A 12,799-nucleotide genomic window follows, 5' to 3' on the forward strand; every position below is an offset into this window, starting at 1 on the left:
CATCCCCCAACCGGGCCAAGTAACTTAGCAGAGCCTCTCAGCTCCGTCAACCGTTAAACACCACCGCGTCGGTGAAGCGGTTTCTAAGCGATCAGGCATACACTGTCAACAGGCCGCTAAAACTCCCTGAGAGGCCCGGAAAACTGCGGGGGAATACGCTTTCAGGGGGCATATCGCCGCAATTTCAATGCATTAACATTCGTTTATTTTGCATTTTCCCGCTAAAAAATGTCTTCCCCTCCCCTGAAACCGCCATTCTGCGCTACGGCGAGCCTGATCCGGGCTACCGTCCCTTCCCGCCACTGGCAGAGACGCATGCCATGGCGGATAAACGCACACGCCCTTTCCCTTCATGATGGAGCGCACCATGACCCGTTCCCCTCTCCCGCCGGTTATCCGCATTGCAACCGCTCTGATCTTCAATCCTGAAGGGGAGACGCTTCTGGTCCGCAAAGAAGGATCACACATCTTCATGCAGGCCGGGGGCAAGATCGACGCCCAGGAAACGGCTGTGCACGCGTTGATCCGGGAGTTGTATGAAGAACTGGGGCTCGCTCTCTCTATGGAAGAGGCTGAATATCTGGGGTCCTTTTCCGCCGAAGCTGCTCATGAGCCCGGCCACCTGATTCAGGCCGATGTCTTTCGCGTGTTGGTCTCAACGCCCGTTTCCGCCCAAGCAGAAATAGAGGAACTCCTCTGGGTTTCTCCCCTTGAGGCCCCAACGGATTGTCTTGCGCCCCTTACCCGCGACATCCTGATGCCTCTGGCCGTGAAACTCCTGCAGGGTGGTTGCGCAAGGCTTTGAGCTGCGCATATCACCCTCTTCCAGCCTCACAGCGCCTCCCCTGAAACAAGATAGAGCGAGAAGATCACTCTGCCGGTCACATACGCCCCCTTCCCCACCCAAACAGCTGTGATAAAGCGGGATGCACACGGCAGAGGACCCCGCCCATGACACACACTGTCAGGCATCAGGCAATTTTTGGCATTACTGGCCGCAGTGGTTCCGGCAAGACGCATCTTCTGGCGCGTCTTCTTCCTTCCTTGCAGGCGCGGGGGCTGCGGGTTTCCACAATCAAGCACACGCATCACGGCATTGATATCGACAAACCGGGCAAGGATTCCTTTATCCATCGGGAAGCTGGTGCTTCAGAAGTCATGCTCGCCACACCGGACCGCTGGATTTTACAGCACTCAGCCCCCGCAGAGCCGTTCACCCTGACAGACCTGCTGGCGCGTATGACGCCCGTTGATCTGATTCTGGTTGAGGGGTTTCACGCCACGGTTCCGGGCTGCCTTGAGGTCTACCGCCCACACATCGGCAAAGAGTCTCTGTTTGTGACACACGACAACATTATTGCTGTAGCCACCGATACGCCCGGTGCTGTTCCCGCGCCCCTGCCTGCGCTGGAGCTGAATGACACTGAAGCCCTCGCGGCGTTCGTTCTGGAGCGGGCTGTTCAGATTCCGCTTGGCTGAAGGGGCAAAGCCCAACGAACCTGCCCGACTTCAGCGGGTGTCTCCGGGTCAATCCGCAACAGGGCTGACGCGCGGGAAAAGGCGATAATATCGGACGCCCCCACGGTAGGCACTGCTGAAAAACGCCAGCCTTCCGCCACAGCGTGACAAGAAACGGGGATAAAATGCGTTGTTCCCGCAACCGCTGTAAACGCGAAATCCACCGCACCCGGAATACACGCGGGAGCAGATGTGTCCCCCATCGCTGCCCGGATATAAGGCAACAGAAACACCACGGCACAAATGGCTGAGGCTCCCGGATTGCCCGGCAAACAAAAAGCGACGCGCTGACGATGCGTTAAAACCGTCAACGGCTTGCCCGGACGGATTGTGACACCGCGAAAGAGTGTCTCCGCTCCAAGGCCGCGCAGCGCGTCCAGCACATTATCTGTCTGACCGACTGAAATGCCACCTGTTGTGACCAGCACATCCGCTTCGGCCCATGCCTCCGCCAAAGCGGCACTCAGGGCCTCCGGGCTATCTGACGGTACTGTGTGCAGCACAACCTCAGCCCCGGCCTCACGCAGCAGGGCCGCCAGCATGGGAGAATTGGAATCCGCCCGTGCATCCGGGGCGTCCACCGCCAGTTCGGCCCCGCTGGACACCACAGCAACCCGCACCGGGGCCACTACGGCAACATCTGTAAAGCCCTGACACGCCAGCAACGCGCTATGCCGCCAGTCCAGCCGCGTGCCGCGTGCGAGAAGCGTCTCGCCTCTGGGGAACTCCTCCCCGGCCCGCCGGATATTGGCTCCCTTCTCCGCCAGAGCCCTGTCCGGCATGACGCGGCCATTTTCCGCAAGGCGCATCCGCTCCTTCGCCATGACACAATCCGCGCCAAGAGGAATGCGTGCGCCTGTCAGAACAGACTGCGCGAAGCCCGATGCAAGCGGTTCGGGCAGATCTCCCGCCACGGTCTGCCCTGCCACGGGCAAACCGCCTGATGCGGCAGCCATCGCGGCGTGTGCAAATGCGTACCCGTCCATTGCGGAGATATCGGCTTCCGGTCTGGCGCTTACAGCATGCACATCCTCCGCGGCACAACGCCCGAGCGCGTCCGCCAGCGGAACACGCATTACCCGCACGGGGAATTGCGCCGCACAGCCGGCAATCAGCTGCAATGCGGTGTCACACGCCACCATGCCTGTAAAACTGTTCCGCATTACTGGAAAAACACCCTGCCCTGAAAAACACTTTCCCTGAGAATTTTGAGATCAAGACTCATTTCAGGCTGGAAAGGAAAACGGATTCAGGGTCGCTCTGATAAACCCTTGATCTTCCAGAGCCGAATCCAGCGCGACGGATGCCAGATCATCCGCACTCACTTCCAGTTCAGGGTCACGGTCCAGCCGGAAGAGTTTGACATAGCTGTGGCAGTCTCCGCAGGTTTCTCCCTGTATCGGCGCATCCGTGCTTTCAAACGACCAATAATCAATATGGTCTGTGGCATCACACACGCTGCATGTGGCCCGTACTTTATGCCAGCGCGTTTCACACAGGCTGCACTGGAGATAGCGCAACCCTTCACGATCTCCCGTGAGCACCAACGCGCCTGAAGGCGGCGCACCACAGCACGGACACGCGCCACCTTCTGAACGCCGGTTATGCAGGAGTTCACCAGTTTCCCGCGCCAGCAAAGCAATGGCCTGAGCCCAGTAAACAGAGAGCGCAGACCACAGGAACACGGCGGCCCCCGCATCAACCCGATCATACTGCCCCGAGAGCAGCAGGAAGGCCTGCTCCGCCAGAGCACCGGATGTGTCTGACACCAGAGCATCCAGCCCTGCACGGGTTTCCGGCGGAAGATGCACCCCGGCCTCCGCCACCAGACGGGCAAAGGCGTCCTGCCAGTACACTGCCTCGGCCAGCATCTGCCGCGACGGAACCTCCGGGGAAGCCTTTGTTCCTTGCAGCAGAACTCTGACCGGCTCTGCCTGCGCAAGGCTGAGCGGGCTTTCTTCCAGCAGGCGGCGCTGCGCGGCAACAAGCCCGGCAAGGAAGCTGAAATACCCGGCCTGTTCTTCCCCCGCAGGGGCAGAAGAACTTTCGTCTTCCGCTGCGTCTGTCACCAAGCGGGAGGCAAGAGCTTCCAGCCGTGCGGACCGGCGCGCATAAAGCGCTGCCAGCTTCGGGAAAATAAGAGGCTCGATTGCCGGAACACCCGGAATACGCTTGTCGAGCGACGGAATATCAGACTGGTCTTTCATCATGACTGGCGCTTTGCCGAGGTATCCTTGGCGGCAGGCGCAATCTCTTCCGCATACCACCGGTCATGATGCTGTTTGGCCCATGCACGGGAGACATAGCCTGTCAGCATACCCGTTATGGAGCCGCGCACCCAGATCCCCATATAGATGTGGCCAATCACCAGCAGGATCAGCCCGAGCCCGGCCAGAGAGTGCGCCAGCAGCGCCAGACGAATGGCCGGAATGGGAAAATACCCGGCAAAATAAGGCCGCCAGGCGACCACACCTGTCGCAAACAGCGCACTGATCAGCGCCATGATGCACCAGAACAGAATTTTCTGCCCGGCGTTATATTTGCCGATACCCAGCGGCTTTGTGTGCCGGTTCATCAGGACATCCGCAATATTGCGGAACCAGGTCACATCCGTTCTGGCAGGCATATTGTAGTGCACAAACCGGAAGAACATGCAGACCAGAAGCACAAACACCACCGTCCCCAGGAACGGATGCAGCATGCGCGCAAGCTGCGGTGTGCCCAGCACGCCGCTCAGCCAGTTCAGGCTGGGGAAAAACCAGGAAAGACCGGACATCGCCACAAGAAAGAAGCAGGCCACCATGGTCCAGTGACACATGCGGTCCACAAACTTTGTCCGCAGGATAAGATTTTTGGTATCCATGGTTATTCCCTCCCTACCGGGTGTTCGCCCTCAGCCGCATCGGCTGCGGCCACAGTCTCTTTGCCCTCAGGCGGTTTTGCAGGCGCGGCCTCCGGGTCTGGACTATCAACCGTGTTCGGCCCAACCCCGACATAATGGGCAAAGGCCCCGGCCAGCGTGGCGATAAAGCCCAGCGCGCCAACAGGCTTCAGCCATTCCTTCCAGCCACGCACAAACGGGCTGATGTGCGGGTCTTTCGGCAGGCGATGGTACATCTCCGGCTTGTCCGCATGGGTCAGCACATACATCACATGCGTGCCGCCAACACCCTGCGGGTCATACAGCCCGGCCCCGGCATGCCCACGGCTTTTCAGCTCTTCAATACGGCTTGCGGCCAGATCTTTCATTTCGGCCTTGGAGCCGAAAGAAATCGCACCGGTCGGGCAGGTTTTCACGCAGGCTGGTTCCTGCCCAACGCTCACACGATCCGCGCACAGGGTGCATTTATAGGCCTTGTTGTCTTTTTTATTGATGCGCGGCACATCAAACGGGCACCCGGCAATACAGTACCCGCAGCCAATGCACTGCTCGGACTGGAAATCAACAATCCCGTTTGCAAACTGCACAATGGCACCGGGGCTGGGGCAGGCCTTCAGGCAGCCCGGCTCCGCGCAATGCATGCAGCCTTCTTTGCGCAGCAGCCATTCCAGCGTGCCGCTTTCATCTTCCTCTTCGTCAAAGCGGATCACTGTCCAGGTTTCCGCTGTCAGATCCGCCGGATTATCATACACCCCGACGTTATGACCCACCTCATCCCGCAGGTCATTCCATTCCGAACATGCGACCTGGCACCCTTTGCACCCTGTGCAAATGGAGACGTCGATCAGCTTGGCGACTTCATGCTGATGGTCACGCGCCTGCGGAGCCGGTGTGAGACCATTGGTTGCGGACCGCCTGATGATGTCCTGTGATTGCATTCCCATCATTCCACCTCAGGCTTTTTCAACGTTGACAAGGAAAGCTTTGAATTCCGGCGTCTGGGAATTCGCATCCCCCACGGCCGGACTCAGCGTATTGGCAAGGAAGCCTTTGCGCGTTGCTCCTTCAAAACCCCAGTGGCAGGGAATGCCGATCTGGTCCAGTTCCTGCCCCATCACGGTCAGGGTGCGGATACGCTTGGTGACAACCGCTTTCGCTTCAATATACCCACGGCGGGAGGAAACCTTCACCTTGTCCCCTGCTGCAATATTCAGACGCCCGGCCAGCTTTTCACCAATTTCTACAAACTGCTCAGGCTGCGCGATGGCATTCAGGCGGGAATGCTTCGTCCAGTGCCGGAAAAGCTCCGTGATGGAATAGGTTGTGGCAACATAAGGGAACTCTTTGCGCTCACCCATCCGCTCACGGTCATCCTTCAGCACGCGTGCTGTCGGGTTGTATGTCACCTGCGGGTGAAGCGGATTATTAGCCAGCGGCGTTTCCGTTGGCTCATACTGCTCTGGGAACGGTCCATCAACCATCCCGCCGCAGGCAAACAGACGGCCCAGACCATCCGGCATCATGATAAACGGATTGACCCCGCTACCCGGCGGAGATGTGAGCGGATAATCCGGCACATCGGCCCCGCCCCAGCGCTTGCCGTCCCACTCCAGAATGCGGCGCTTGGGATCCCACGGGCGACCGTTCAAATCCATGGACGCGCGGTTATAGAGAATGCGGCGGTTGGCAGGCCATGCCCAACCCCAGCCGGGGGTGCAGCCCAGGCCGGTATCCGTGTTGTCACGGCGCGCCATCTGGTTCCCCGTTTCTGTCCAGGACCCGGCAAACACCCAGCAGAAGCTGGCAGTTGTGCCATCATCCCGCAGCACGGAGAAATCAGGCAGCAGATGACCCTTGGGCACCACCACATGCCCCTGATCATCCGTGATATCGGCCAGCGCATAGCCGTTGCACTCACGGGCCACTTCTTCAGGAGTCGGGTCTTCCGCGTCCCTGTAGTTCCACTGCATGTTCAGAACAGGCTCGGGGCAGACGCCGCCTTCCTTTTTGTACAAAGCACGGATCTTGGTAAAAATGGTCCCCATGATACGGCTGTCCTGCCAGGCTTCTCCCGGCGGGGCAGCCCCAGCGAAATGCCACTGCAGCCAGCGACCGGAATTGACAATCGAGCCGTTCTCTTCCGCAAAGCAGGAGGCCGGCAGCCGGAAGACCTCCGTCTGGATGTCTTCCGGCTTTACATCGTTAAACTGGCCTTCGTTCTGCCAGAACGAGGAGGTTTCCGTTCTGAGCGGGTCAATCGTGATAAGGAACTTCAGCTTGGACAAGGCCGCTACGGTCTTGTTCTTGTCCGGCATGGCCGCAAGGGGATTAAAGCCCTGTGCGATATAGCCGTTCACCTTGCCCTGATACATCATGTCAAAATAGGCCAGCATATCGTAGCTGCGGTCCCATTTTGGCAGCCAGTCATAGCCCCAGTCATTTTCTGCGGTGGCGTTATCCCCCCACAGGGTTTTCATCAGGCTGACAAAAAATTTGGGGGTATTGTGATAATAGTTCACCTGCCCCTGCACATCGGCCACCGGTGTTGTGGCTTTCAGATAGGAGGCGAGGGTCTGCTGTTTATCAGGCGGCAGGTTCAGGTAGCCCGGCAGGCGCAGGGAAAGCAGGCCTAGGTCCGTAAAGCCCTGAATGTTGGAGTGCCCGCGCAGCGCGTTCATGCCGCCACCGGCCATCCCGATATTACCCAGCAGCAACTGCACCATGGCAGCGGCGCGGATAACCTGAGCACCGCTGGTATGGTGCGTCCAGCCCAGAGCGAACAGGAAGGTGGAAGTCAGATCCGGCACGCTGGTGGTGGCCAGCGTTTCACACACATGCAGGAAATCCTTCACCGGGGTGCCGCACAGTTGCGTCACCATCTCCGGCGTATAGCGCTCTACATGCTTGCGCAGCAGGTTGAGAACACAACGCGGGTTCTGAAGTGTGGGGTCCTGCCGCGCGAAGCCGTTTTCATCACGCTCGTAAGTCCAGGACGATTTGTCATAGGTGCGGGTCTCAGCATTGTAGCCGCTGAAAAGGCCTTCATCAAACGTGAAGTCTTCACGGACAATCAGGGCTGCATTGGTATAGGCCTTGACGTACTCATGCTGAATCTTGTCATGCGAAAGCAGGTAATGTGCCACCCCCAGCAGGAACGCGGCATCGGACCCGGCGCGGATGGGGGTATAGAAATCAGCCACCGCGGCACTGCGATTAAAGCGCGGGTCCACCACCAGCACTTTCGCGCCATTGCGGATCTTGGCTTCCATGACCCATTTAAAGCCAACCGGGTGCGCTTCTGCCGGGTTCCCCCCCATAATCAGCACGACGTTGGCGTTCTTGATATCTACCCAGTTGTTGGTCATGGCGCCACGGCCAAACGTGGGAGCCAGTGCGGCCACCGTCGGCCCATGGCAGAGGCGGGCCTGACAATCGAGACCAAGCATGCCCAGTGCCCGGGCGAACTTGAAATCGAGCAGGCCTGTCTCGTTACTGGCCGCGGAAGAGGCCAGCATCCCGGAGCTCAACCAGCGGTTGACCAGCTCTCCTTTTTCATTTCGTTCGATGAAATTTTTGTCACGATCATCTTTGAGCAGGCGGGCAATGCGATCAGTTGCCTCGCCCCAACTGATCCGCTTCCACTCTTTGGAGCCTGGGGCACGATATTCCGGATACTGAAGGCGGCCGGCGCTATGGATGAAATCAACCAGACCAGCGCCCTTGGGGCAGAGTGACCCCCGGCTGACGGGATGGTCCGGGTCCCCTTCGATATGAAAGATGTCCGGCTTTGCATTCCTGGCGCCATCACCCAGGCTGTACATCAGAATGCCGCAACCCACGGAACAGTAGGTGCAGTTGTTACGGGTCTCTTTAGCCCGCAGAAGTTTATACTGCCGGGAGTCTCCTGCGTAGGCCCTCGGTGGCGCAAAGCCCAGAGCAAGCGCGCTGGCCCCGGCAACACATGTGCCGCCAGCTTTCAGAAATTGCCGTCTTCCCAGAGTCATCGCACCACGCCTTCAGTTACGCATCTAATAATCTGCATAAAAGCTATTTAGATTGCCTTCACCAAGACTGAAATTGATACAGATCATACACACTTCCGCGTGATGGCCGCGATTTTTCACAAAACGCGAATTTTCTGACAGTTCTCTATATTCAAGGAAATATGGTGAATACAATCTATGATTGATATTTTCGCCCCTTTCCCTCTTGCCTGGCCTTTTCTCCGCTATTTCTGGTGCCCACGTACAAGATTGCAGTTCCGTTCACTCACAAAACCGCCCTCATATTAGCAACGATAAAGTGCTTTTTTTCATTTTGTGCGAACGCTCCACGTCTTTTATATAACGATTACGGATCATTCCTCTTCATCATCGGAAGGAGCATTGCCACGGCATTCTGCATCTCTCCCCTCACCTGAAAACCGACCACAGTAGTGATCGGACTTTTCGAAAAAATAAGACATTTTTTAACATTTAGAAAAATCCCAACCCGTGCGCTCGCCTCTTGCCGCATCTCCAGACAGGACACCCCGCATGCTCCCAGAGTGCTTGTACCCTCGCCTGCCCGCTGCTCGCCTGAAGTCTGTTTCCTCCCGCTTCCTTTTTCTGGCGAGCCTGAGCGGGGCCGCAAGCCTGTGGGCCATGCTGGCCTATGCACACGCAGCGCCAGCCAGACCGCACACCAGCCGCCTGCCCCATGGCAGCAAAGCAGCCGCTGCCACTCACCCGCTGCGGGCCAGCGCTCTTCCCAAACGTCCCTCAGGCCCGGTGCTGTCAAAGGGGCAAGAGGAAATCTCTGTTGCATCCCGCCGTCAGGCTCTGAATGGCGGCGGCGGTATGATGCGGGAGGAAACAGCTCCCCATGCGGTTCAGACCGTTACAAAAGCCTACATCGCCATGCGCAGCCCGACCTCAACCGCGCTTGATCTGGTGAAAAACCTGCCCAGCCTGAATATCATGACGCCGGACAGCTCGGGCATGGAGGGGGGGCAGATCCAGTCTCGTGGTCTGACGGATCTGGATATGGCGCTGATGGTGGATGGCGCGCCGGCGGCCGCGGCAAAATACATGTCTGAAGACATTGATTCCGAAAATCTGGAAGACGTCAGCGTAACACCCGGCAGTGCGGCGCGTGACCTGCCTGTGATGTCCGCTGCGGGCGGCGTGATGAATTCGCGCACCCATATAGCCTCGCATCAGGCCGGGGGGATGCTGGACTTCTCTTACGGCACCAACAATCTCTCCCGCGAGTTTATCCGGCTGGAATCCGGTGATATCGGCAAAAGCGGCGTGCGAAGCTATTTCTCCTTCTCAAACGCCCATGCGCGAAGCTGGATGGGGTCTGGCATCAACCAGCGCAAACATATTGATTTCGGGCTTCAGAAAGACTGGGAAAATGGCTCTAACGCCCGCCTCTTCCTGTCCTGGAACTCCGAGGATTTCACGATTGACAATTACCCGACTGCGCAGGAATTCTTTGAGTATAAACACACAGGAAACGGGTACGGACGCTCCGCCCAGTCCAATAACGTCAATTACTGGAAGAACAATAACGATCACTGGAACCAGATTTTCCTGACAGCCCCCATCCATATTGTCCTGCCCAAAAAGTTCAGCTTTGACCTGCAACCCTATTTCAGCATGGGTCAGGGTTGGGATGCCGCTCCGGGCGGCGTGGCCACGCAAGGCCAGTATACCTATAACGCGACAGGGGCCGCCGTGCCCGCCGGCACCAACATGACCAGCTTCTTTCTGGAAAATGAAGCCCGGCAGGTCGGGGCGGTAGCCAAGCTGAATTATGAGATTGACCGGCACAATCACCTGACACTCGGCTACTGGTATGAAAACAACCAGACCATTCAGGGCTACCCCACCAGCACAACAATGGCCAATGGCGCCGCAGCCAGCCCGAACTGGGCCCAGTATGCCGTGGGTGGCCCCATGTACGGGCAGAATGCGGGGTATGAACTGCATTCCCTGTTTATTCAGAACCAGTCCCGCTATCTGAATAACAAGCTGCTGATTAATGCCGGCTTCAAGTTCGTGATGTCCAATGCATGGAACAGGGGGTGGAGTGGCGCCAACAAGAACTGGATCCCGGGCAACAGTTCAGGAGCCAACACCACAGCTCCCCTCCCCCAGCTTTCCATCAGTTATCAGATCGACCCGAACAACCAGATCTACGTGAATGCGGAAGGGGATTACCGCCAGCCCAGCGCCACGGATATGGGCTGGCTTTCCGCCAGCGCGCCCATGCTGAAAAACCAGTATTCCATCAAGGAAGAACTGGGATACCGCTACCACAACAAATATCTGCTGCTGGATATGTCCTTCTTCAACTACAACGTGACAAACCGCATTGTGGACCAGTATCTGGGCATGAACAGCTTCAAGCCGTTTTCCGTTGGCAATCAGACCATGCGCGGGTTTGACGTCATGATTGCCGGGCGGGACATTCACGGCTTCAGCCCTTACGCCTCCCTCGAATATCTGCACGCCACTCAGGACAGCAATGTTTTTGATCCGTATCCGAACATCATGCTGCATTCCAAAGGCGCGCAGGCCGTCATGGCGCCACGCATCATTGCAAACTTTGGTCTGACCTATACCTACAAAGGATTTTTTGCGAACGGTGCCGTGCACTATACCGGGCCTCAGTCCGTCTCGATCGCAAACGACCAGCGCATTCCGGGTTATGTGACAGACTCTCTTTCTCTTGGCTATCACTTCAAGCCTGTCGGGTTCCTGAAATCCCCCACATTCAAGCTGAACTTTACCAACCTGACAGGTTCCATTGTTCGCACTGGCGCGATGGGCGCTGTCTACAGCGCGCGGGATACCAGCACGGTTTATAGCGGCAGCAACGCCGCCTACACCGGGTATGGAAATGCCTTCATGCTGGAACCGCGCTTTACCATGACTGGCACCATCTCCACCTCGTTCTGACCTGTACCATCACTGCACGCTGTTCCGGCTTTCAAAACGGTGGCAGACCTCTCCTGTTGTGAGGTCCGCCACCGTTTTCCTGCTCTCCCGCTTTTCTGAAAGCCCGCATCATGCTCAACCCGCCCGCTCTCGTGGCCACGATTACCGCTCTTTCCGATGCCTATGAAACCGCTTTGGGCGAGAACGCTCTTACAACACTGGATGCCTTCTTTTACGAAGGGCCGGAAACCGTGCGGTATGGCGTGGGAGAAAATCTTTATGGAGCCGAAGAGATTGCGGAATTCCGGCGTGCCCGCACGGGTGGCTCCCCACCGCGGCGCATTCTGAAGCGGGTGGTTACGGTTCTGGGGGACACCGCAGCCGTGGTCAGTCTGGAATTTCAGCGCGAAGGCTCACCGCGCATCGGACGACAGATGCAGACATGGATGCTGACTGATCAGGGCTGGAAAATTATCGCGGCCCATGTCTCCCTCATGGCAGAAGCGCCGGAGACCAGCCATCCCGCCGGATAAAAACCCCGACCCTACCTATACACCTATCCACCCCATGTGCCTTTGGCCGGACCTGCGGAGGCTCCGCACAGTGTTTGTCTAACCACATCCCCCTGCGCCTCGGGCCACCCGCCCCCCTATGGATGGGGCCGTTATGAGGGGGTGAGAAACCGTTCTATCAGCTCCGCCGCCACGAGTGCTGCGATAATTTCAGGCCGTTTGTCCCGCACCCCACGCGCTCCTATCGGGCAGATAACGGACGCAATTCGCTCTTCAGGTAAGCCGATCTCCCGAAATCCGGCTTCAAACCGGCGGCGCTTGGTGCGCGAGCCTATCAGCCCGACATAAGAGAAATCCCCCCGCTCCAGCGCCGCCGCCACAATCAGCGCATCCAGCGTGTGGCTGGGGGTCAGCACCAGAATGCCGGAACCGGGTGGAGCCTCTGCCAGAACCTGTTCCCAGCCGGACGTGATGCGTGCCTCCACCCCCTCCGGCACCGGCCCGAACTCTTCGGCACGCGGGTCTACCCAGATCAACCGCAGGGGCAGTGGTGCCAGCGCACGGGCCAGCGCACGCCCGACATGCCCGGCCCCGAACAGGACAAGCACTGGCCAGGACTGCTGCTGGCGGGCAAGCTGCTGTTGCAGGGCCAGCGCCAGAGCAGCATTCATCCGCGCCACACGGACCTCAACCCGCCCGCCGCAGCATTGCCCGGTTTCCGGCCCCAGAACAAACCGGTAAACGCACTCTGCTCCCCCCGTGCGGAGCAGGGTTCTGGCATGCTGCACACTGTCCCACTCCAGGCATCCGCCGCCAATCGTGCCCGTGTGCCAGCCTTCTCCCACCAACATGAAAGCCCCGGCCTCACGCGGGGTTGAGCCCTGCACCTCCATTACCTGCACACAGGCCATGGGCGCGGCCTCAGCCTGCCAGCGGGATAGCGCGTTCAGCAGGTCTTTCAT

Annotated in this window: 10 protein-coding genes; 4 read left to right on the plus strand and 6 right to left on the minus strand. The window is 58.4% G+C overall.

Annotation, left to right across the window (positions count from 1 at the left end; genetic code table 11):
* The first annotated feature begins 367 nt into the window (after window positions 1–367).
* Both GOB82_RS10475 and mobB read left to right on the plus strand, forming a co-directional pair.
* Window positions 368–805 carry an NUDIX hydrolase gene (locus tag GOB82_RS10475; protein WP_166122826.1) on the plus strand — a complete coding sequence of 146 codons (438 nt, stop codon included), beginning with the start codon at window positions 368–370 and terminating at the stop codon, window positions 803–805.
* Between the two features lie 146 nt (window positions 806–951).
* Complete coding sequence (gene mobB, locus GOB82_RS10480; RefSeq protein WP_166122828.1) at window positions 952–1,479, plus strand: molybdopterin-guanine dinucleotide biosynthesis protein B; 528 nt, start codon at window positions 952–954, stop codon at window positions 1,477–1,479.
* Here mobB and GOB82_RS10485 read toward each other — a convergent pair.
* The 5 genes from GOB82_RS10485 to fdnG all read right to left on the minus strand — a co-directional run bounded on the left by GOB82_RS10485 (window position 1,461) and on the right by fdnG (window position 8,403).
* Window positions 1,461–2,681 carry a molybdopterin molybdotransferase MoeA gene (locus tag GOB82_RS10485; protein WP_242007348.1) on the minus strand — a complete coding sequence of 407 codons (1,221 nt, stop codon included), beginning with the start codon at window positions 2,679–2,681 and terminating at the stop codon, window positions 1,461–1,463. The genes mobB and GOB82_RS10485 overlap by 19 nt on opposite strands.
* Before the next feature lie 63 nt (window positions 2,682–2,744).
* Complete coding sequence (fdhE, locus tag GOB82_RS10490) at window positions 2,745–3,728, minus strand: formate dehydrogenase accessory protein FdhE (protein ID WP_242007349.1); 984 nt, start codon at window positions 3,726–3,728, stop codon at window positions 2,745–2,747.
* A complete protein-coding gene (locus tag GOB82_RS10495; RefSeq protein ID WP_166122830.1) occupies window positions 3,725–4,381 on the minus strand; it encodes a formate dehydrogenase subunit gamma in 657 nt (218 codons plus the stop codon). The genes fdhE and GOB82_RS10495 overlap by 4 nt, the downstream gene beginning before the upstream one ends.
* 2 nt (window positions 4,382–4,383) lie before the next feature.
* Entirely contained in the window at window positions 4,384–5,343 is a 960-nt protein-coding gene (fdxH, locus tag GOB82_RS10500) for a formate dehydrogenase subunit beta (RefSeq protein WP_242007354.1), read from the minus strand.
* 9 nt (window positions 5,344–5,352) lie between these two features.
* On the minus strand, window positions 5,353–8,403 hold the full coding sequence (gene fdnG / locus GOB82_RS10505) for a formate dehydrogenase-N subunit alpha (protein ID WP_166122832.1): 3,051 nt from the start codon (window positions 8,401–8,403) through the stop codon (window positions 5,353–5,355).
* A gap of 531 nt (window positions 8,404–8,934) precedes the next feature.
* Here fdnG and GOB82_RS10510 point away from each other — a divergent pair.
* Window positions 8,935–11,346: a TonB-dependent receptor gene (locus GOB82_RS10510; protein ID WP_166122834.1), complete on the plus strand. Its 2,412-nt coding sequence runs from the start codon at window positions 8,935–8,937 to the stop codon at window positions 11,344–11,346.
* A gap of 110 nt (window positions 11,347–11,456) precedes the next feature.
* Window positions 11,457–11,858: an oxalurate catabolism protein HpxZ gene (gene hpxZ / locus GOB82_RS10515; RefSeq protein ID WP_166122836.1), complete on the plus strand. Its 402-nt coding sequence runs from the start codon at window positions 11,457–11,459 to the stop codon at window positions 11,856–11,858.
* Window positions 11,859–11,989: 131 nt separating this feature from the next.
* On the opposite strand, the gene xdhC is transcribed toward hpxZ, so the two are convergent.
* On the minus strand, window positions 11,990–12,799 hold the full coding sequence (xdhC, locus tag GOB82_RS10520; protein ID WP_166122838.1) for a xanthine dehydrogenase accessory protein XdhC: 810 nt from the start codon (window positions 12,797–12,799) through the stop codon (window positions 11,990–11,992).

This window comes from Acetobacter farinalis (genome assembly GCF_011516935.1).
In the GTDB taxonomy this organism is placed as follows: domain Bacteria; phylum Pseudomonadota; class Alphaproteobacteria; order Acetobacterales; family Acetobacteraceae; genus Acetobacter; species Acetobacter farinalis.